The sequence below is a fragment of the Herbidospora sp. RD11066 genome (genome assembly GCF_054661255.1).
This window is the reverse complement of the sequence record NZ_BAAGDO010000007.1, coordinates 1-19,424: the sequence shown is the minus strand read 5'-3', so window position 1 is coordinate 19,424 and position 19,424 is coordinate 1. Positions and strand designations below refer to the sequence as shown.

Annotated in this window: 21 protein-coding genes; 10 read left to right on the top strand and 11 right to left on the bottom strand. The window is 68.8% G+C overall.

Annotation, left to right across the window (positions count from 1 at the left end; genetic code table 11):
• Positions 1-18: 18 nt before the first annotated feature.
• The 6 genes from ACYQ78_RS25320 to ACYQ78_RS25295 form a co-directional block, all read right to left on the bottom strand.
• Positions 19-1,350, bottom strand: a complete 1,332-nt coding sequence (locus ACYQ78_RS25320) for an acetyl-CoA carboxylase biotin carboxylase subunit (protein ID WP_459803404.1) — start codon at positions 1,348-1,350, stop codon at positions 19-21.
• 88 nt (positions 1,351-1,438) lie between these two features.
• Positions 1,439-2,704, bottom strand: a complete 1,266-nt coding sequence (locus ACYQ78_RS25315) for an HD-GYP domain-containing protein (RefSeq protein WP_459803403.1) — start codon at positions 2,702-2,704, stop codon at positions 1,439-1,441.
• Positions 2,701-4,053 (bottom strand): HD-GYP domain-containing protein, encoded by a 1,353-nt coding sequence (locus ACYQ78_RS25310; RefSeq protein WP_459803402.1) that lies wholly within the window; start codon positions 4,051-4,053, stop codon positions 2,701-2,703. Before ACYQ78_RS25310 ends, ACYQ78_RS25315 begins: the two co-directional genes overlap by 4 nt.
• Before the next feature lie 113 nt (positions 4,054-4,166).
• The gene (locus ACYQ78_RS25305) at positions 4,167-5,075 is read right to left on the bottom strand and encodes an NAD-dependent epimerase/dehydratase family protein (protein WP_459803401.1); all 909 of its coding nucleotides are present in this window, start codon (positions 5,073-5,075) and stop codon (positions 4,167-4,169) included.
• A 10-nt stretch (positions 5,076-5,085) separates the two neighbouring features.
• Positions 5,086-5,352, bottom strand: coding sequence for a mycothiol system anti-sigma-R factor (gene rsrA / locus ACYQ78_RS25300; protein ID WP_459803400.1), 267 nt, complete (start codon positions 5,350-5,352; stop codon positions 5,086-5,088).
• On the bottom strand, positions 5,349-5,954 hold the full coding sequence (locus tag ACYQ78_RS25295) for a sigma-70 family RNA polymerase sigma factor (protein ID WP_066362642.1): 606 nt from the start codon (positions 5,952-5,954) through the stop codon (positions 5,349-5,351). The genes rsrA and ACYQ78_RS25295 overlap by 4 nt, the downstream gene beginning before the upstream one ends.
• Before the next feature lie 227 nt (positions 5,955-6,181).
• Here ACYQ78_RS25295 and ACYQ78_RS25290 point away from each other — a divergent pair, with 227 nt between their 5' ends.
• Positions 6,182-6,928, top strand: a complete 747-nt coding sequence (locus ACYQ78_RS25290) for a class I SAM-dependent methyltransferase (RefSeq protein ID WP_459803399.1) — start codon at positions 6,182-6,184, stop codon at positions 6,926-6,928.
• On the opposite strand, the gene ACYQ78_RS25285 is transcribed toward ACYQ78_RS25290, so the two are convergent.
• Entirely contained in the window at positions 6,925-7,230 is a 306-nt protein-coding gene (locus tag ACYQ78_RS25285) for a TraR/DksA family transcriptional regulator (RefSeq protein WP_459803398.1), read from the bottom strand. The genes ACYQ78_RS25290 and ACYQ78_RS25285 overlap by 4 nt on opposite strands.
• A 102-nt stretch (positions 7,231-7,332) precedes the next feature.
• Positions 7,333-8,049 carry an SOS response-associated peptidase gene (locus ACYQ78_RS25280; protein WP_459803397.1) on the bottom strand — a complete coding sequence of 239 codons (717 nt, stop codon included), beginning with the start codon at positions 8,047-8,049 and terminating at the stop codon, positions 7,333-7,335.
• A 33-nt stretch (positions 8,050-8,082) separates the two neighbouring features.
• Here ACYQ78_RS25280 and aroA point away from each other — a divergent pair, with 33 nt between their 5' ends.
• Complete coding sequence (aroA, locus tag ACYQ78_RS25275) at positions 8,083-9,360, top strand: 3-phosphoshikimate 1-carboxyvinyltransferase (protein WP_459803396.1); 1,278 nt, start codon at positions 8,083-8,085, stop codon at positions 9,358-9,360.
• Positions 9,357-10,364 (top strand): ribosome small subunit-dependent GTPase A, encoded by a 1,008-nt coding sequence (gene rsgA / locus ACYQ78_RS25270; protein WP_459803791.1) that lies wholly within the window; start codon positions 9,357-9,359, stop codon positions 10,362-10,364. Before aroA ends, rsgA begins: the two co-directional genes overlap by 4 nt.
• Here rsgA and ACYQ78_RS25265 read toward each other — a convergent pair.
• Entirely contained in the window at positions 10,361-10,807 is a 447-nt protein-coding gene (locus tag ACYQ78_RS25265) for a DUF4442 domain-containing protein (protein ID WP_459803395.1), read from the bottom strand. The genes rsgA and ACYQ78_RS25265 overlap by 4 nt on opposite strands.
• A gap of 82 nt (positions 10,808-10,889) precedes the next feature.
• Between ACYQ78_RS25265 and hisN the strand changes: the two genes are divergently transcribed.
• A complete protein-coding gene (hisN, locus tag ACYQ78_RS25260; RefSeq protein ID WP_459803394.1) occupies positions 10,890-11,669 on the top strand; it encodes a histidinol-phosphatase in 780 nt (259 codons plus the stop codon).
• Here hisN and ACYQ78_RS25255 read toward each other — a convergent pair.
• A complete protein-coding gene (locus tag ACYQ78_RS25255; protein ID WP_459803393.1) occupies positions 11,666-11,980 on the bottom strand; it encodes a hypothetical protein in 315 nt (104 codons plus the stop codon). The two genes, hisN and ACYQ78_RS25255, sit on opposite strands and share 4 nt — an antisense overlap.
• 115 nt (positions 11,981-12,095) lie before the next feature.
• Here ACYQ78_RS25255 and ACYQ78_RS25250 point away from each other — a divergent pair, with 115 nt between their 5' ends.
• The 6 genes from ACYQ78_RS25250 to ACYQ78_RS25225 all read left to right on the top strand — a co-directional run bounded on the left by ACYQ78_RS25250 (position 12,096) and on the right by ACYQ78_RS25225 (position 18,010).
• A complete protein-coding gene (locus ACYQ78_RS25250) occupies positions 12,096-13,352 on the top strand; it encodes a helix-turn-helix domain-containing protein (protein ID WP_459803392.1) in 1,257 nt (418 codons plus the stop codon).
• A 179-nt stretch (positions 13,353-13,531) separates the two neighbouring features.
• Positions 13,532-14,647 (top strand): phosphate ABC transporter substrate-binding protein PstS, encoded by a 1,116-nt coding sequence (gene pstS / locus ACYQ78_RS25245; protein WP_459803391.1) that lies wholly within the window; start codon positions 13,532-13,534, stop codon positions 14,645-14,647.
• Positions 14,648-14,650: 3 nt separating this feature from the next.
• Entirely contained in the window at positions 14,651-15,634 is a 984-nt protein-coding gene (gene pstC / locus ACYQ78_RS25240; protein WP_459803390.1) for a phosphate ABC transporter permease subunit PstC, read from the top strand.
• Positions 15,631-16,518, top strand: coding sequence for a phosphate ABC transporter permease PstA (gene pstA, locus ACYQ78_RS25235; RefSeq protein WP_459803389.1), 888 nt, complete (start codon positions 15,631-15,633; stop codon positions 16,516-16,518). Before pstC ends, pstA begins: the two co-directional genes overlap by 4 nt.
• A 5-nt stretch (positions 16,519-16,523) precedes the next feature.
• Positions 16,524-17,300 (top strand): phosphate ABC transporter ATP-binding protein PstB, encoded by a 777-nt coding sequence (pstB, locus tag ACYQ78_RS25230; RefSeq protein ID WP_459803388.1) that lies wholly within the window; start codon positions 16,524-16,526, stop codon positions 17,298-17,300.
• A gap of 50 nt (positions 17,301-17,350) precedes the next feature.
• Positions 17,351-18,010, top strand: a complete 660-nt coding sequence (locus ACYQ78_RS25225; protein WP_459803387.1) for a response regulator transcription factor — start codon at positions 17,351-17,353, stop codon at positions 18,008-18,010.
• Here ACYQ78_RS25225 and ACYQ78_RS25220 read toward each other — a convergent pair.
• Complete coding sequence (locus tag ACYQ78_RS25220; protein ID WP_459803386.1) at positions 18,000-18,734, bottom strand: serine hydrolase; 735 nt, start codon at positions 18,732-18,734, stop codon at positions 18,000-18,002. The genes ACYQ78_RS25225 and ACYQ78_RS25220 overlap by 11 nt on opposite strands.
• Between the last annotated feature and the right edge of the window lie 690 nt (positions 18,735-19,424).

Below are 19,424 nucleotides of genomic sequence, written 5' to 3'. Positions count from 1 at the left end.
ACCCTCAGTCGTTCACGATCACGATCTCATGCGGGACACCAGGCCGGTGTCATAGTCGCCGCTGACGAACTCGGGGTGATCGAGGAGTTCGGCGCAGAACGGCAGGTTGTGCTTGGGCCCGGCGATCCGGAAGCCCGCGACGGCGGCCTTGGCGCGTTCAACCGCTTCCGCGCGGGTGGCGCCGTAGACGCAGAGTTTGGCCATCAGCGGGTCGTAGAAGGGGGTGACCGTGTTGCCGGCCTCGTAGCCCGAGTCGACGCGGACGCCCTCGCCGGACGGCTCCACCCATTCGGTGACGTGGCCGGGGCCGGGCAGGAAGCGCTTGGGGTCTTCGGCGTACACCCGGAACTCGATGGCGTGGCCGCGCGGGACGGCGTCGATCTCGACGTCTTCTCCGGCGGCGATGCGGAGCTGGGCGGCGACGAGGTCGACGCCGGTGACGAGCTCGGTGACGGGGTGTTCGACCTGGAGGCGGGTGTTCATCTCCAGGAACACGAAGTCCTGCGCGTCGGCGTCGACGAGGCACTCGACGGTGCCGGCGCCGCGGTAGTTGACCGCCGCGCCCGCGCGGGCCGCCGCCGCGAGCATGCGGTCGCGCAGCTCGGGGGTGATGCCCGGGGACGGCGACTCTTCGACGACCTTCTGGTGGCGGCGCTGCACCGAGCAGTCGCGCTCGCCCAGGGCCAGCACGCGGCCGTCGTTGAGGCCGAGGATCTGCACCTCGACGTGGCGGGCGCGCTCGATGTAGCGCTCGAGCAGGATCGCGGCGGTGCCGCCGAAGCGGGCCGCGGCGCGGGAGGCCTGGTCGAAGGCCTTGGCGAGGCCGTCTTCCTCGTGGGCGACGCCCATGCCGATGCCGCCGCCGCCACCGGCGGTCTTCACCATGACCGGGTAGCCGATCTTCGCGGCGGCCTTGGTGGCCTCGTCGATCGTGGTGACCGGCTCGCGGGTGCCCGCGGCGACCGGCACGCCGGCGGCCTCCATGAGGTTACGGGCGTTGATCTTGTCGCCCATCTGGACGATGGCCTCGGGCGAGGGGCCGATCCACGTGAGCCCGGCGGCCATGACGGCGCGGGCGAACTCGGCGTTCTCGGAGAAGAAGCCGTAGCCGGGGTGGATCGCCTGGGCGCCGGTGGCGCGGGCGGCCGCGAGGACCTGGGCCTGGTCGAGGTAACTCTGCGCCGGGTTGGCCGGGCCGATGTTCACCGACTCGCTGGCCTCACGAACGAAGGGCAGGTCGGCATCGGCCTCGGAGTGGACGGCGATCGATCTGATCCCCATCTCGTTGAGGGTCCGGATGATCCTGCGGGCGATTTCGCCGCGATTGGCGACCAAGACTGACTCGAACACGCAGCCAACCCTACGACCCGGATCGTCCCTGGCCGTGCACCCATGAGCACTGATCGTCACGGCTCAAACTGTAGGAAGCCCACAATTGTCAGAGCCGATTGACCGGTACGAGACGGTCGATGACGGTCGCCATGGCCTCGACCACATCGGGGTCGTATTGGGCGCCTCCGTCGAGCCGCAGGCGTTCGAGTGCGGCCGCGGCGCGGTCGCGGTTGGTCGATCCGCTGACGAGGTCGTCGTAGGCGTTGGCGGCCCTGATGATGCGGCTGGCCAGCGGCGGACGCTCTTCCAGGGGGTCGCACTGGCGGCGCACGATGTCGGCGACCTGGTTGAGCACCCCGGTCTTGCGGATGACCTCGGCGCCGAGTTCGGCGATGCGCCGGGCCTGCTCGGGGTCGGTCAGCACGGTCGCACCGCCGGGGATCGGGTCGGTGAGGCTGAGTTGTCCGATGTCGTGCATGAGGGCGGCGTATTCGAGTTCGAGGAGCTCGGGTTCGGCCATGCCGAGGTCGCGGCCGATGGCCACGGCCAGGCGGCTGACCCGGCGCGAGTGGCCGGGCTCGACGTAGCCGCCGACCTCGGTGACCCGGGCGAGCGCGCGGATCGTCTGCAGGTACGTCGCCCTGATGCCCGCGTATTTGCGGAAGGCCACCTGGGTGACGAGCAGCGGTGCGGCGAAGGCCAGCAGGGCGGTCAGCTCCATGCTGTGCAGGGCGAGCGCGAGCAGGATGCCGCTGGCCGACACTGCGGCGCTGAGCGGCGCGGCCATCCGCGCCTCGTCGCGTACGGCGACGGAAAAGGCGGTGCGCACCTGCTCGGCCCGCAGCAGGCCCGCCACCACGACGTCGACGGCGATGGCGACCCCGATGAGCAGCACCATCACCAGCAGCGCCACCCACCAGGCACCGCCCGGCGGCGGGCGCAGGATGTCGGCGAACGGCCGGAACGCGAACGCCAGCAGCGAGGCGCAGATGAGCCGCCGGGCCAGCGCGTCGAGCCGGGGCGCCCGCCCGACCGCCAGGTGCGGCAGCCCACCGGCGATCATGCCGACCGCCGTGACGGCGACGACCTGCAGCGCCGAGTGTTCCGCGGGCACCCCGCCGACGTAGAGCAGCAGCGCGTAGCCGAACGCCGAGGCGGTGCTGATCGGGGCGACCTCGCGGTTGCCCGGCATGGTCAGCCGGGCCAGCTCGCCGCAGGCGATCAGCGCGCCGAACCCGATCGCGACCTGCGAGGCGACCAGCCCGACGGCGGCGGTGTGGGAGATCCCGGCGACCGCGAGCATCCCCCCGGCGCAGATCAGCAGGAGTTGCCCCGAATCGAGGCCCTGCATGCCCCGGGTCTCGCTCGTCATCGGTCGGACACCACCTGGATGGGTGTGGTCGGGTCGTCGTGGTCTTTGGCGGCGGTCACGACCGGCATCCCGCTGGGCGCCGGCACGCTCGCGGGCGGGTTCCACCCGTCGCGGTCGAGCGCCCGGATGAACGCCCCCACCATGATCGGGTCGAACTGGGTGCCGGACCCCCGGCGCAGCTCGGCGACCGCTTCGTCCTGCGGTTTGGCCTTGCGGTAGGAGCGGTCGGAGGTCATCGAGTCGAAGGCGTCGGCGACCGCGATGATCCGGGCGAACTCGGGGATCTCGGCCCCGGCCAGGCCCATCGGGTAGCCCCGGCCGTCGTATTTCTCGTGGTGGTGCATGATCCCGGCGAACGCCTCGTCGAGGAAGCCGATGCCGCGCACGATCTCCAGGCCCCGCATGGGGTGGAGCTGGATCGCGGCGAACTCCTCTTCGGTCAGCTTGCCGTCCTTCTGCAGGACCTTGGTCGGTACGCCCAGCTTGCCCACGTCGTGGAGCATCCCGGCGTAGCGGATGGCGTGGAGGCGTTCGGTGCCCATGCCGATCTCCTCGGCGATCATCGACGAGGCGGCCGACACGCGGGTGCAGTGGCCCCGGGTGTACCAGTCTTTGGTCTCCACGGCCTGGCAGAGGGCGGCGATGGTGGCCTCGTAGGAGCGCTGCTGCGCGTGATACTGCCCGAGCGCCCAGCGGGCGACGAACAGCGGCAGCAGCACCAGCACGGCCGAGATCGACTGGATCGTGGCCCACAGACCGGCGATGAGGAGGCCGAAGGTGGCGTAGCCGAGATAGGAGAGCAGGAACTGCGCCACGTCGGGCACCGGGACCTGCCGCTTGCCCACGCCCTCGGCCAGCGCCAGGATCAGCGCGGTCAAGACGAAGTTGAGCGCCACGAACACGGTGGTAGCGGCGCCGTAGGGCAGGATGATCTCGGGGAAGTCGGTGCGGCGGGGCAGCCCGGGGATCCCCGTGGCCAGCTTGAAGACCTCTCCGGCGGTGTAGCCGCAGATGACGAACTGGGCCCCGTTGAACAGCCGTTTGACGGTGGGGAGCCCAGGTCGTACAGAGAAGATCGCCGTCGCGGTGACGACGGCGGCGCCCTCGGGGCCGACCAGCACCACGGCGGCGAGCGCGGCGGAGAACGAGACCGACATCGCGGCCTGCCGCACGCTCAGCTGGGTCGGGACCGACTCGCAGACGAGGAAGAGCAGCGCCAGAACGAGAGTCGAACTCCAGTCGAGCGTTTCATATGCTTGCCCGCTCCGGAGGAGCAGGATTCCGGCCGCCCCAATGCACAGGACGAAGTAGATCTTCGCCGGCCACGGCAGTTCGCGCAAAGCGGCCATCCCTCAAAGAAGGCGCGTCTGTCAACATGCGCCGCCTCCACATTGATGTGCGCCATCAGGCTACCCAGCGGACAGGCGGCCCACCGGGTTGTCGCCAAACCGTAATCAACTCATCACTGTGAGTTGCGGACCCAATCCACCGTGAGTTTGACCGCGGACGCGAGGTCGTGTTCGGGCCGCCAGCCGAGCCCCTCGAACGCCGGCGCGGGGTCGACCGCCATCGCCGGCAGGTCGCCCAGCCGGGCGGGCGCGAGGTCGGGCTCGTCGGGAACCCCGGCGGCGGCGGCGATGAAACCGTGCAGCGCGCGGTCGGAGGTCTGCACGCCGGTGCCGATGTTGAAGATCCCGCCGTTGCCCCGAGGGCCGCACGCGCGGGTGAAGGCGTCGACCACGTCGTCGACGTAGACGTAGTCGCGCGTCTGGGAACCGTCGCCGAACAGCACGGTCGGACGGCCGCCGAGCAGGGCGTCGGTGAAGATCGCCACCACCCCGGCCTCACCCCCGGGCGACTGGCGCGGCCCGAAGACGTTCGACAGCACCAGCGTGGTGTATTCGATGCCGTAGAGCCCCTGGTAGGCCGACAGATAGGCCTCGGCGCTCACCTTGGAGGCGGCATAGGGCGACATCGGCCGCGCCGGGGTGTTCCCGGGCACCGGAATGGTGGGGGGACGCCCGTATCGCGCCACCGACGACGCGAAGACGACCTTGCGCACCCGCGCGTGGCGGGCCGCCTCGAGCACGTTGAGGGTGCCCTCGACGTTGACGCGCGCGTCGTTGAGCGGATCGGCGACGCTGTTGCGCACCGAGATCTGCGCGGCCAGGTGGACGATCACCTCGGCCCCGCCCGCGACCTCGGCCAGAGCGGGGTCGCGCACGTCGAGCTCGTGGAACTCGGCCCGCGCCGCCCGGTTGGCCCCCGACGACAGGTCGTCGACCACGATCACCTCGTGGCCGTCGGCGAGCAGCCGATCGACGAGGTTGGAACCGATGAAACCCGCACCGCCGGTGACCAGAATCCGCATGGCCAGCAGGCTATTCCACGAGTTCGGATCGCACCTGATCTATGCGGAGGCGGATCTTGGCCCGCAGGTCGTCGGGAACCGGATCCTCACCGCAGTGCTTGGCCACGAGCTGCTTCACGACTTTGTCGAGCCCGTATTCCCGCAGGCAGGGATCGCACTCGTCAAGGTGCTGCCGGATGTCGCCACACCAGTTCTCGTCGAGTTCGCCGTCGAGAAAGGTGTAGACCCGGTCGAGCACCTCACTACAGTCGGTGTCGTGGTGGTCACCACAGCTCATGCGCCCTCCTCCGATCGCACAAGCCCGCGCTCGCGCGCGTAGTCTTCGAGCTGCGAGCGCAGTTGCCTGCGGCCGCGGTGGAGGCGCGACATCACGGTCCCGATGGGGGTCCCCATGATGTCGGCGATCTCCTTGTAGGGGAATCCCTCGACGTCGGCCAGATAGACCGCGATGCGGAAATCCTCGGGCAACGCCGCCAGGGCGTCCTTCACATCGCTGTCGGGAAGGTGTTCGAGCGCCTCGAGCTCGGCCGACTTCAGCCCGCTGGAGGTGTGAGACTCGGCCCTCGCGAGCTGCCAGTCTTCGATCTCCTCGGTGCCGGCCTGCTTCGGCTCGCGCTGCTTCTTCCGGTAGCTGTTGATGAAGGTGTTGGTCAGGATGCGATAGAGCCAGGCCTTCAGGTTGGTGCCCACCTGGAACTGGTGGAACGACGCGAAGGCCTTCGCGAAGGTCTCCTGAAGGAGATCCTCCGCGTCGGCGGGATTGCGGGTCATCCGGAGCGCGGCGGAGTAGAGCTGGTCGAGATAGGGCATGACATCCCGTTCGAACCGCTCACTGCGCTGCTCCAGAGTCTCCTCGGCTGTCTTGGAGACCGGACCCACCCCCTCATAGATGCGTATCGCATCAGAGGATACCGGGACGGCATAGGCCGGGGTTTCCGGCCTCACCAGCAACGCGTTCATGCCCATCGTCAACCGCGGCGGCGTAGAGTCTGTTCCCGGACAAGGTACGCAATGCCTTATCCGGGGAAAAAGCTACGTACCGGCTGGTAGTGACACCGCCACCACCAGGTCCTTCTTCTGAGAACGTCAACGTCCAGGAGCCGCTCGTGCTGCCCATTCCGGCCAATGAACTCAACGGCACAGGAAACCTCGGGCCTTACTGGACCTTTTACCACGCGGTGGTCGCCGAGCAGTTGCGCAGGTGGCTGCCCGAAAAGCCGAGTTTGCTGCTGGATCTTTCCGGTGGACGCGGCCGCTGGCCCGCCCAGGCCGCCCGCGCCGGTCACCGCGTGGTCGAGGTGCTCGACTTCCGCCGCCCCGCCGCCGAGCCGTGGCTCCGCGAGGCCTCCGACCTCATCCACAAGGTGCGCGCCGACGATCTGGCCTTTCTCCCCGACGGCAGCGTCGACGCCGTGGTCGCCGAGGAGCGCGCCCTGTCGGTCGAGATCATGGCCGAGTCGGCGCTGGCCGACGTGACCCGGGTGCTCAAGCCGGGCGGGCGGGTGCTGGTGTGCGTCGACTCGCTCGTGCTCGGCATGGCGATCCTGGCCGAGCAGAACTACTGGGCCCACCTGCGCCAGACCGGCGAGGTCATGCTGGTGCCCTGGCCCGACGGCAGCATCACCCGCTGCTTCTCCTCGGCCCAGCTCCGCGACCTGCTCGCCGGCGCGGGCCTCGAGGTCGAGTGGGTACGCCCCCGCACCGTCCTGTCGCCCTCGACGGTCGACCACGTGCTGGGCAGCGACGGGCGGTCGCTGTCGTGGCTGGTCACGACCGAGCTCGACGCCCACCCCGACGACGACGACACCGTCGGCATCCACCTCGTCGCGAGCGGGCGCAAGCCCCTGAACTAGCGGCGTCTCTCGCGCCTCGACTGGCAGCCGATGCAGCGGGCCGCCTCGGGCCGGGCCTCCAGCCGGCCCTCGGGCACCGCGACGTGGCAGTCGACGCAGCGGCCGTAGGTCCCGGCGTCGAGCCGGGACAGCGCGGCGACCACCGCTCGGCGGTGCCGGTTCGCCGCCTCGATCATGGCCTGGTTTCGGTCGGCGTCGGTGAGGGTGATTTCGGCAGAGGGGTCGGTTGTCAGAACCCCGATGGACCGGTCCACGTCGTCGAGCATCATCTCCAGGCGCATGCGCGCAGCCGCAGATTCCACGAATCCGCACCTCCGGGAAGTGGGGGACGCGGCCGGGAGTCCCCGGTCTCCCGGCTTTATCAGCGGATGCCCGCTCCCCGCATTCCTTACACCCGGCGCCACTCAGAACAAGTGATTGGTGTCACCACTGTCCTGAAGTGGGGAGATGAGCCGCTCGCCGTTGTTGCGGACGTTCCCCACCGCCGGGTCGACCGGGTAGGCGACCAACCTCGCCGACGAGGCCGGAACGAGGAGTTCGGAGGCGTCCGAAACCCCGGGGTCGAGCCATTCGGTCCACCTGTCCCTGGCGATCAGCATGGGCATGCGGTCGTGGATGTGGCCCAGGCGGTCTTCGGCGTCCTGGGTGATCACCGTGCAGGTGCAGATCCACTCGCCTTCGGGGTCCTTCCAGAATTCGTACAGGCCCGCCATCGCCAGGACGCCGCCGTCTTCCGGGTGGATGAAGTAGGGCTGCTTGCGACGGTCGTCGGTCGGCATCCACTCGTAGTAGCCGTCGGCGGGGAGCAGGCAGCGGCGGGACGCGAAGGCCTTGCGGAAGGCGGGCTTCTCGGCGACCGTCTCGACCCTGGCGTTGATCATGCGGGAGCCGATCGAGGGGTCCTTGGCCCAGCTCGGGACCAGTCCCCAGCGGACCACCCTGAGCTGGCGGATCGGCCGGGTGGCGCCCTCTTCCTTGGGGACGCGGCTCATGACCGCGTACACGTTCTTGGTGGGGGCGACGTTGTAGTCGGGTTCGAGCTCCTCCTCGGAATCGAGCTCGACCTCGAACTCCTCCAGCAGTTCGTGGCGTTTGCGCGCCGACGCGTATCTTCCGCACATCACTCCAGACTGCCACCCCGATAGGCTTGCGCCATGTCCGTTCCGTTGTGGCCCGCGCCCGTGGTGTCCGGCCCGGTGACCGCCACCGTGGCGCTGCCGGGCTCCAAGTCCGTGACCAACCGCGCCCTGCCGCTGGCCGCGCTGGCCGAGGGTCCCGGGCGGGTCCGCCTGGCGCTGCGCAGCCGCGACGCCGACCTGATGGCCGAAGGCCTCCGCACTCTCGGCACCGGGATGACGCCTTTTAACGAAAACGTCTCCTCCTCCGACTGGGAGATGACTCCCGGGCCGATCACCGGCGGCGGCCACATCGACTGTGGCCTGGCCGGAACCGTCATGCGCTTCCTGCCGCCGGTCGCGGCGCTGGCCGACGGCGAGGTCTCCTTCGACGGCGACCCCCACGCCCGCAAGCGCCCGATGGGCACCATCCTCGACGCCCTGCGCGGTCTGGGCGCCCACGTCGACGGCGACCGGCTGCCGTTCACGATCCGCGGCCCGATCACCGGTGGCGAGGTGACCGTCGACGCGTCGGGTTCCTCGCAGTTCGTCTCCGGGCTCATGCTGGCGGCGGCGCGGTTCCCGAAGGGCGTGACGGTCCGCCACGTCGGGCCGCCGGTGCCCTCGATGCCGCACATCGCGATGACCGTGCAGATGCTCCGGGCCCGGGGGGTCGAGGTCGACGACTCCGAGCGATACGTGTGGCGGGTGCTGCCCGGCCCGATCGCGGCCACCGACTTCACCGTTGAGCCCGACCTGTCGAACGCGGCGCCGTTCTTCGCCGCCGCGATGGTCACCGGCGGTTCGGTGACGATCCCCCACTGGCCGGCCGAGACCACCCAGCCGGGCGACCGGCTGCGCGAGCTGCTCACCGACATGGGTGCCCGGGTCGAGCTGACGGCCGAGGGCCTGACCGTCCACGGCGGTTCCATCAAGGGTGTCGACGTCGACCTGCGCGACGAGGCCGAGCTGACCCCGACCATCGTGGCCATCGCCGCCTTGGCCGACTCGCCGACCCGCATCCGGGGCGTGGCGCACATCCGGGGTCACGAGACCGACCGCATCACCGCGCTCGCCACCGAGATCAACCGCCTGGGCGGCGACGCCCGGGAGACCGACGACGGGCTGGAGATCCGGCCCAAGCCGCTGCACCAGGGCGTCTTCCACAGCTACGACGACCACCGCATGGCCACCGCCGGTGCCGTCATCGGCCTGGCCGTGCCCGGCGTCGAGGTCGAGAACATCGCCACGACCGCCAAGACCCTGCCCGAGTTCGCCACGATGTGGGCGGCGATGCTGCGCGGAGACGCGTCCTGAGAAAGCGCGAATACGACGAAGACGACGTCAGGGTCCGGCCGGGCAAGGGTTCCCGGCCGCGCACCCGGCTCCGGCCTGCCCACGAAGAGGCCGTGCCGGGGTTCGTCGTCGCCGTCGACCGGGGCCGCTACACCGTCCTGACCGGCCGCGACATCCTCGCCAGGGGCAAGTCGACGGTGGTCACCGCGATGAAGGCCCGTGAGCTCGGGCGCAAGGGCATCGTGGTCGGCGACCACGTGGCCCTCGTGGGAGACGTGTCCGGCAAGCCCGACTCGCTGGCCCGGATCGTCCGCCGTGAGGAACGCCGCTCGATGCTGCGGCGCAGCGCAGAAGACTACGACGAGGTCGAGCGCCCGGTCGTGGCCAACGCCGACCAGCTCGTCATCGTGACCGCGCTGGCCGATCCGCCGCCCCGGCCACGCATGATCGACCGGCTCCTGGTGGCGGCGTTCGACGCCGACATCGACCCGCTGCTCTGCCTCACCAAGGCCGACCTGGCCAAGCCCGACGAGCTCATCTCGCTCTACGAGCCGCTCGGCGTCGACCACGTCGTGGTCCAGCGCGGCGGCGAACTCGACGAACTGCGCGACCACCTCACCGGCCGGGTGAGCGTGCTGGTCGGCCATTCGGGTGTGGGCAAGTCGACGCTGGTCAACGCGCTGGTGCCGACGGCGGGCCGGGCGGTCTCCCACGTCAACGCGGTCACCGGCCGGGGCCGCCACACGTCCACCTCGGCCGTGGCGCTGGAACTGCCCGAGGGCGGCTGGATCATCGACACCCCGGGCGTGCGCAGCTTCGGGCTCGGCCACGTCGAGATCGACAACGTGCTGGTCGCCTTCCCCGACTTCAACGAGGCCGCGGTCGACTGCCCCAAGGGCTGCACCCACCTGGGCAACGACTGCGCCCTCGACCGTTTCGTGGCCGAGGGCCACGGCGACCCCGCCCGGCTCACCTCACTGCGCCGGCTGCTGACCAGCCGCGAGGGCACGCCCGACGACGACTAGCGGTTGGGCCGCAGCGTCCACTCCACGGTGACCTCGGCGACGGTGACGCCCTCGGAATTGCGTACCGTCACCTCGACCGCGAACTCCGGCCGCCGCCCCTCCGAAAGTTCCGCCAGCACCGCGTCGCGCTCGGCCCGCACGACCGCTTCGGCGGTCAGATCCCCCAGAGCCAGTTTCCGGTACGCCACCCGCGCCACCGTGGCCAACGGCGTCGCCCGGTCGAGGGTGTCCCCGAACAGCGACAGCATGGCCGCCCCCGAGGCCGACTCGGCCAGGGAGAACACCACTCCCGCGTGCGGTCCGCCGACGTGGTTGTGCAGGTCGGGCCGGTCGGCGAGGCGGGCGACAGCCGTACCGGAATCGACGGAGTCGAAAGACACGCCGAGGGTGCGCGCGAAGGGAACGCTCTGCAGGAACAGGGCCCCCGTGTCGAAAGTGGTCATGGACGGCATGTTACTAGCCGGTAGGGTCCAGAGCCGTTCCAGGTCTGCTGAAATCGCGACTGATACCGCTAGCGTGTGATCTGTGACGGCTTACAACGATGATCTGCGACTCGCGCACGTGATGGCCGACGCGGCCGACGACATCACCATGCGCCGCTTCAAGGCGGTCGATCTGGCGGTCGAGACCAAGCCCGACCTGACCCCGGTCAGCGACGCCGACCGGGCGGTCGAAGAGGCGATCAGGGGCACCCTGCGCCGGGCTCGCCCCCGCGATGCCGTCATTGGCGAGGAGTTCGGCAAAACGGGCTACGGCCAGCGTTCCTGGATCATCGACCCCATCGACGGGACCAAGAACTTCGTGCGTGGCGTGCCCGTGTGGGCGACCCTGATCGCCCTCATGGAAGAGGGGCAGGTGGTCGTCGGATGCGTCTCGGCCCCCGCGCTCAGCCGGCGCTGGTGGGCGGCCCGCGACGGTGGTGCGTTCACCGGCAAGAGCCTGACCAAGGCCACCCGCTGCCGGGTGTCGTCGGTCGCCAAGCTGGACGACGCCTCGTTCTCCTACTCCAGCCTGAGCGGCTGGGAGAAGCAGGAGAAGCTGGGCAACATCCTCGATCTGACGCGCAGTGTGTGGCGGACGCGGGCCTACGGCGACTTCTGGTCCCACATGATGGTGGCCGAAGGTGCGGTGGACGTCTCGGCCGAACCGGAACTGTCGCCATGGGACATGGCCGCGCTCACCGTGATCGTGGAAGAGGCCGGCGGTGCGTGCACCGGCGTGGACGGCACCCCGCCGCTCGACAGCGGGAGCATGGTGTGCTCGAACGGACTTCTGCACACCGACGTGCTGAAAAAACTCGCTTAATAGACTTTTCCGGAGAAAAGGTCCGCCCAGAGCTGTTCGGCCCGGGAGGAGACCATCCGCTCGGTCTCCTCGATGATCTGCGACTGCAATGTTGTACGGCGAATGAAATATTGCCCGGCCGCGCCGACGAATTCGAAGACCACTCCCCGGCACGAGCACGAATGGGCCCTGATCCGCTCGCGATCGGTCCACCGCGCCCCCGGACGCCAGGTCAGCGGCCTGGCGTCCGGATCGGGATGGCTCGGCACGTGCGGGCCGTGATAGGTGGTCATGACCTTTCCACGGGAGACTGTCTTGGTGGGGGCATCCATGCCGTGATCCTCACGACCTGGGCCGATCCCGTGGAATACGCCACCACCATCAGAAATCGCGATATTCGTCAGGCGAATTCCAGCGTGACGCGGAGAATGGGCGTAACTTACCGTCATGGGTCATGACGGAAACGGTCTGCCGCCGGACTTCTGGGCCCGGCCGCCGGTCGCCAACGCCCTCGCCGAGTGCGACATGGCGACGATTCTCGATCAGGTCCGATCCGTTCGCGGATGGACGCAGGGCCAGCTCGCCGAGCATCTCGGCTACTCCCAGAGCTGGGTTTCCAAGGTGCTCAGGGGGCGCCAGTCGCTCACCGTCGACCAGATCCGCGACCTCGCGCGTCAGGTCGGCATCCCCCAGTATCTGCTCCGCATCGGCGACGCGGGGGGTGAGGATCCCACGAAACGCCGCGACTTCAGCAAGATAGCCTTCCTGGCCGCGATGCCCGTGGCGCCGTCCATCTCCTACCGATCGGCCGACGAGACGACCGCGAGCTCCCTCGCCGCGATCACCGGCGCCCAGCGCCGGCTGGAGGCCGAGACCCCCGCCAGGGAACTCGCGCGCGGCGCGGTCGCCCACGTCGAGCTCACCAAACGGGCCCTCGCCCGGTCGGCCGAGACGCCGTTCGCGGTGGAGGTCTGCCCGACCGTCAGCGAGGCCGCCGGGTTCGCCGCCTGGTTACACGCCGACATGCAGGACATCGGGACCGCCCGCATGTTCTACCGGTTCGCGGTCGACTCGGCCCGGCGGGCCGAACACGGCCTGCTCGAGTCCTACATGCTCGGCAGCCTGGCCGCCTTCGAGATCGACCACGACGACCCGGTGCTCGGGCTGTCGATGGTCGCCCAGGCCAGGGCCGTGGCGGGGAGCAACCCCCCGGCCACCGCGCGGGCCTGGCTCGCCTGCATCGAGGCGCTCGGCCACGCGGGCAAGCGCGACGTCATGGCCGCGCTCCACTGCCTGCGCGACGCCGAGATCGCCGTCGCGCAGAGCGAACGCCAGAAGGCCCCGCCTTGGCCGTGGGTCTTCCCTTTCGATCCCGGCAAGCTCGCCGGATACCGCGCGCTGGTGATGGTCCGGCTGGGCCGCCCCCACGACGCGGTGTCGGCCTTCGCCGAATCGCTCGTCTCCGTCCGCCCGGCCGCCAAGCAGCAGGCGCTGCTGATGCTCGAGGTCGCCACCGCCCGCCGGATGGCCGGTGAGGTCGACGAGGCCTTCTCCCTCGCGGGAGAGGCGCTCAAGGCGGGGGTCGTCTACTCGTCCGAGAGGGTCCTGCACCGGGTGCGGCGCTTCCGCCGCGACTACGAGGGCCCGCCGTCTCTGCTGGTCCGCGACTTCGACGACCGGTTGCGCGCGACCAGCACTTACTAGACCGGTCCAGAGAGGATTTGATTAACGCCGCAACTAGCCTGTGACCTGGCCGTTATCTGTCGAGACCTGAGCAAAGGGGACCCGACCCGTTCATTCTTCGTTCACCTTCGTCCGGTCGCCAGGTCACCTTCGGCCCCTAGCCTCCCGGTTGTTGAAGAAACAATCAGGAGGATTCAGCCGTGAAGTATGCAGGCCGGCTCGCCGTAGCCGCCATCGCCGGCGTGCTGTCGCTCGCCGCGTGTGGGACCGACGACAACACTGGCGCCAGCGAGACCACCGCTCCGGCGGCGGGCACCACTGCTCCCGCCACCACGGGTGACGCCGCCCTCAGCGGCACCATCAACGCCGCCGGTTCGTCGGCTCAGGCCAACGCCATCGACGAGTGGAAGAAGGCGTTCCAGGGCGCCAACTCCGGTGTGAGCATCAACTACCAGCCGAGCGGCTCGGGCGCCGGCGTGCAGGCGTTCATCGCCGGCACCGTCGCGTTCGCCGGTTCCGACTCCGCCCTCAAGGAAGACGAGCCGGCTCAGGCCGACGCCCGTTGCGCCACCGGCAAGGCCATCAACCTGCCCATGGTCGTCGGCCCGGTCGCCGTGGTCTACAACCTCCCGGGTGTCGACGGCCTCCAGCTCTCGCCGAAGACCATCGGTGGCATCTTCAACAGCAAGATCACCAAGTGGGACGACGCCGCGATCAAGGCCGACAACCCCGACGCCACGCTGCCCTCGACCGACATCCAGGCGTTCCACCGCTCGGACGAGTCGGGCACCAGCGACAACTTCACCAAGTTCCTGGCCGCCACGGCCGAGTGGCCGTACGAGCCGGGCAAGGCGTGGCCGGCCGAGGCCAAGGGCCAGGGCGCCAAGGGCTCCGACCAGATCGCCGCTTCGGTCAAGTCGACCGAGGGCGCCATCTCCTACGTCGAGCTCTCGTACGCCGAGAACTCCTCGCTGCAGAAGTCCAAGGTCGCCAACGGCTCGGGTGAGTTCGTCGAGCTGACCCCCGAGAGCGCCGGCCTGACCGTCGAGGCCGCCACCGTCGAGGGCACCGGCAACGACCTCAAGCTGAAGATCGACTACGCCACCTCGGCCGCGGGCGCCTACCCGATCGTCCTGGTGACCTACGAGATCACCTGCGAGAAGGGCCTCTCCCCCGAGGAGCTCCCCCTCGTCAAGGGCTTCCTCACCTACACCGCTTCGGCCGAAGGCCAGCAGGTGCTGACCGACCTCGGCTACGCGCCGCTGCCGGCCAGCCTGGTCGCCAAGGTCCGTACCGCGGTTGAGGCCATCGCCTAACCAATGGCGACCTCCACGCAAACGCGCGAAGGCGGGTCGGCTCCCCAGAGCCGGTCCGCCTTCCGGCGCAGCCGGGGCGACGGCCCCTTCCGATTCGCATCGACCGGTGCGGGCATCCTGCTCCTCGTGATCATGGCGGCCATCGCGGTCTTCCTGATCGCGCGGGCCATCCCCGCACTCCAGGCGAACACCGCGTCGTTCCTCGGCGAGCTGACGTGGAACGCCAACGCCTCCGAGCCGAAGTTCGGCATCGCCGCCCTCGCCTTCGGCACGGTGATCAGCTCCTTCCTCGCGCTGATCATCGCCACGCCGATCGCGATCGGGGTCGCCCTCTTCATCTCCCACTACGCCCCGCGCCGGCTGGCCTCGGCCCTCGGCTACGTCATCGACCTGCTCGCGGCCGTCCCCTCGGTCGTGTACGGCCTGTGGGGCATCATCTTCCTCGTGCCCTTCATGGTCGGGCCCTCGAAGTTCCTGAACGACTACTTCGGCTGGATCCCGATCTTCGGCGGCGACCAGGTGGTCGGCCGGTCGATGCTCGTCGGTTCGCTCGTGCTGGCCATCATGATCCTGCCGATCATCGCGGCCATCTCCCGGGAAGTCTTCCTCCAGGCCCCCAAGCTCCAGGAGGAGGCCGCTCTCGCCCTCGGCGCGACCCGGTGGGAAATGATCCGGATGAGCGTTCTGCCGTTCGGACGCCCCGGCGTCATCAGCGCCGCCATGCTCGGCCTCGGCCGGGCCATGGGTGAGACCATCGCGGTCGCCCTGATCTTCCCCGCCACGTTCACCATCAGCTTCGAGATCCTCAGCGCCAACGGCAACAGCATCGCGGCCAACATCGCCAACGGCTTCGGCGAGGCCAACGACATCGGCCGTGGCGCCCTGATCGCCTCCGGTCTGGTGCTGTTCATCATCACCCTGCTGGTGAACATGGCCGCCCGCTGGGTCATCTCCCGCCGCAAGGAATACGCGAGGGCCGCCGCGTGAGTGCCGTCACCCCCGAAATCCAGCGCATCTCCGGCAGCCGCCGGTTCAAGGACAAGGGCGTTCAGTTCCTTGTCTATCTGTCGTTCGCCATCGCGCTGGTCCCGCTCGTCTCGGTGCTGTGGCTGGTCGTCGCCAACGGCGCGGCCCGTCTCGACATGGAGTTCCTGACCCACTCGATGCGCAACATTGGGGCCAGGGACGCCGGAGGCGGCGCCTACCACGCGATCATCGGCACCCTGGAGCAGGTCGCCCTGGCCTCGCTCATGGCCGTCCCGATCGGTCTGCTCACCGCGGTCTACCTGGTCGAATACGGCGCGAACGGCCGCCTCAAGCGGTCGATCAGCTTCTTCGTCGACATCATGACCGGTGTCCCGTCGGTCGTCTCGGGTCTGTTCGTCCTGGCCTTCTGGATCCTCATCCTGGGCATGCCGTTCTCCGGCTTCGCCGGCGCGCTGGCCCTGGCGATCCTGATGCTGCCCACGGTCGTCCGGGCCGCCGAGGAGATGCTGCTGCTCGTCCCCAACGAGCTGCGCGAGGCCTCCTACGCGCTGGGCGTGCCCAAGTGGCGCACCATCGTCAAGGTCGTGCTGCCCACCGCCTTCACCGGCATCGTGACCGGCGTCATGCTGGCCGTCGCCCGTGTCGCCGGTGAGACCGCGCCGCTGCTGCTGACGGTCTTCTACACCGACTCCATCAACAACGACCCGTTCAACGGGCCGCAGATGGGTCTGCCGCTGTACGTCTTCGGCCAGTCGTCCCGGCCGAACGACACCGCGATCGACCGCGCCTGGGCCGGCGCGCTCACGCTGATCATCATCATCATGCTGCTCAACCTGGCCGCGCGCCTCATCACCTACTGGCGCTCGCCCGCGAGGAAGAGGTAATCGTCATGGCCAAACAGATCGAGGTCACCAGCGTCGATGCCTACTACGGTGGTCACAAGGCCATCGAGGACATCAACATGACCATCGACGCCCGAGCGGTGACGGCCTTCATCGGCCCGTCCGGCTGTGGCAAGTCGACCTTCCTGCGCACCCTCAACCGCATGCACGAGGTCATCCCCGGCGCCCGCGTCGAGGGCAAGATCCGCATGGAGGACCAGGACCTCTACGGCCCCGACGTCGACCCGGTGTCGGTCCGCCGCACCATCGGCATGGTGTTCCAGCGCCCCAACCCGTTCCCCACGATGTCGATCTTCGACAACGTGGCCGCGGGCCTGCGCCTGAACCACCGCTACTCCAAGAACGAGCTCGAAGGCATCGTCGAGGACTCGCTCAAGGGCGCCAACCTGTGGAACGAGGTCAAGGACCGGCTGAACAAGCCCGGTGCGGGCCTGTCGGGCGGACAGCAGCAGCGTCTGTGCATCGCCCGCGCGATCGCGGTCAAGCCCCAGGTCCTCCTGATGGACGAGCCCTGTTCGGCGCTCGACCCCATCTCGACCCTGGCGATCGAAGACCTGATCTCCAAGCTCAAGCAGGAGTTCACGATCGTCATCGTCACCCACAACATGCAGCAGGCCGCTCGCGTCAGTGACAAGACCGCCTTCTTCAACCTGGCCGCTCAGGGCCAGCCGGGCAAGCTGATCGAGATGGACGAAACCACCAAGATCTTCACCAGCCCGACGCAGAAGGCGACCGAAGACTACATCACCGGGCGCTTCGGCTGATCCGACACATTGGGGAGGACCGGGTGGACGGGGAAACTCGATCCGCACCGATGCTGTTGGTCGCCGACCCCGACAGCACCCTGGTCGAGAACCTGACACACGAACTCGTATCAGAGGGAATCGACGTCACCGGTGTGTTCGACGGCGCCCAGGCGTTGCTCCAGGCTGGAGCACTACGCCCGGACGCCGTCCTCATCAGTGCGTCACTGCCCATCATCGGACCGGTCGACTTCGTGCGGGCAGTACGCCTGGCACGAGCCGTCCCGGTCCTGCTGGGCGTCGGTGAGGGATTCGCGGAACAGGCCATGGAAGCACTCGCGGCCGGAGCGACGGCATGTGTCGCCCGGCCGTACCGTGTACCCGAACTGCTTCCGCTCGTCCACGCTGCGTTCCGCCGGCAGGGCATTCAGCGGACCGTCCTGACCATCGGCGACGTCGCCCTCGACGTCACGGCCTATCAGGTGAAGGTGGGCGGCCGTATCGTCCACCTGCCCCTGCGCGAGTTCGAGTTGCTGCATTACCTCATGCGCAACGCCGACCGCACCGTGACCCGCGAGCAGATCATGCGGCACGTCTGGCACTCCTCGGACGCGATGTCCACCAACACCATCGCCGTCCACGTGAAACGCCTGCGCGCCCGCCTCGGCGACGACGACGACAAACTCATCCAGACCGTAAGGGGGGTCGGCTACCGCCTCGTCACCCCCTAGCCCGGTCACCACACCGGTGGAAGCCCGCGAGGACCGTCTTCACCAGGCCCTCGACCTTGGCGATCCCGGCCTCGCTGGTCGCGTTGTCCTCCGTCAGGACGGCCACCGCGTAACGATCAGCGACCAGACCCACGCTCGTGATCGCCCACAGGTCGTTGGCCACATGCTTCAACCAGCCGTTCTTGAGCGCGACCCGCTCACCGGCACAGGCCCCCGCGCTCACCCCCCACTTCTGTTCCCGTACGACCTGACGCATCAGCCTTGTCACGACCGCACCGTCGTCGAGCTCGGGCAGATACTTCAGCAACCGGACCTGGTCATCAGTGGTGGTCCGGGTGATCCCCCAGCAGTAGAGGTCGACGCACATCCCGGGCACCGCGGTCGTCCGCTTGAGCCCGAACGTCCTGTTGGCCGAGGTGAGGCCACCTTCGCGGCCGATCCGCTCCCAGAGCCGATCGGCCGCTTTGTTGTCACTGACGCGGATCATGATCCCCGCGTCCGCTCTGACGCTCTTCGGCAGCCCGTCCCAGCGCTCCTCCAGGAGCAGCGCCATGAGAATGTCGACCTTCGCGACACTGGCCGTGGGCAGAACCTCCCGTGAGTTGAACCGGAAGACCCTCTTGGCCTCCAGATCCTCGACGGTGATGGATGTCCTCCCTGGCCGCTTCGCGAGATAACGCCGCACCGCTTTGTTGAGCTTCTTCGCGTCGACGGGAGGATCCACCGGCTCTGTTCTCGGTACGGGTTTGGGTTCGGGCCACACCTGCGCACTGGCGGCCACCTTGACGGGAGCAGGCGCCGACACGACTGCCCGGGGGACATCATGCGACAACGCACCTGGCACCAGCGCCAGGGCGACGAGGAGGGGAAGAACCACACGACGGGGGGACATCGTGGGCATCAATGTAGCCCCCGAAACGAACGGTCGGCCATTCCCCAGCTGAACTAACGGCCTCAGAAGCACGAAAGCCCGGCGCGAGAGCCGGGCGTGATACCTCCTTGAGAAACGTCAAAGCTCAGCGCGTGGGCAGGCCCGATACTTGACCCTGAACATCAAAGCCCGGCTCCTGGGCAGACGGGACACTTGCCCGTGAAGCACCAAAGCTCAGCTGAACTCACGGCCTCCGAGACACGCAAGCCCAGCACGGATGCCAGGCTAGATACCTCCTGGAGGGACACCAAAAGCCCGGCACCAGGGCAGACTCGGTGAAACATCAACACCTTGCCGTCATTCGCCGGCCTCGAAACTTCCCCGCGAAACGACGAAAGCCCGGCCACCACGGCCGGGCCCAAGAATTTCCCCCTGGAAACGTCGAAGGCCCCCACCAAACTGGTGAGGGCCTTCGGATTAAAGATTGTCCGGCGGTGTCCTACTCTCCCACACCGTCCCCGGTGCAGTACCATCGGCGCTGGA